1 protein-coding gene is annotated in these 313 nt (G+C 61.3%); it reads left to right on the plus strand.

Annotated features, from left to right (window positions below; genetic code table 11):
* Positions 1-239 (plus strand): tyrosine-type recombinase/integrase (locus tag E5162_RS14370; protein WP_158291328.1); only part of this gene is annotated, 239 nt, incomplete at its 5' end.
* Positions 240-313 lie beyond the last annotated feature (74 nt).

Below are 313 nucleotides of genomic sequence, written 5' to 3' on the forward strand. Positions count from 1 at the left end.
GCTTCGCCCAGATCCTCGCCGATCTCTCCGTGTCGGCCGGTCTCGATCCGAAGAAGATCAGCCCACACGTGCTGCGCCACGCCTTCGCGACGCATTTGCTCTCCAATGGCGCGGATCTGCGTACCGTGCAGACCCTGCTCGGCCATGCCGACGTCTCCACGACCGAGATCTACACGCATGTCCTCGAAGAGCGGCTCAAATCGCTGGTCAACGACGTGCACCCGCTGGCACGGAAATAACCCGGAGCATTTTCAGCGAAAGTGGGCACTGGTTTCGCGGTTCGAAAATGCGACCAGGCAAGACCTTAGCGCCG

Origin of the sequence: Marinicauda pacifica (assembly GCF_004793635.1) — a bacterium.
Classification (GTDB): Bacteria; Pseudomonadota; Alphaproteobacteria; order Caulobacterales; family Maricaulaceae; genus Marinicauda; species Marinicauda pacifica.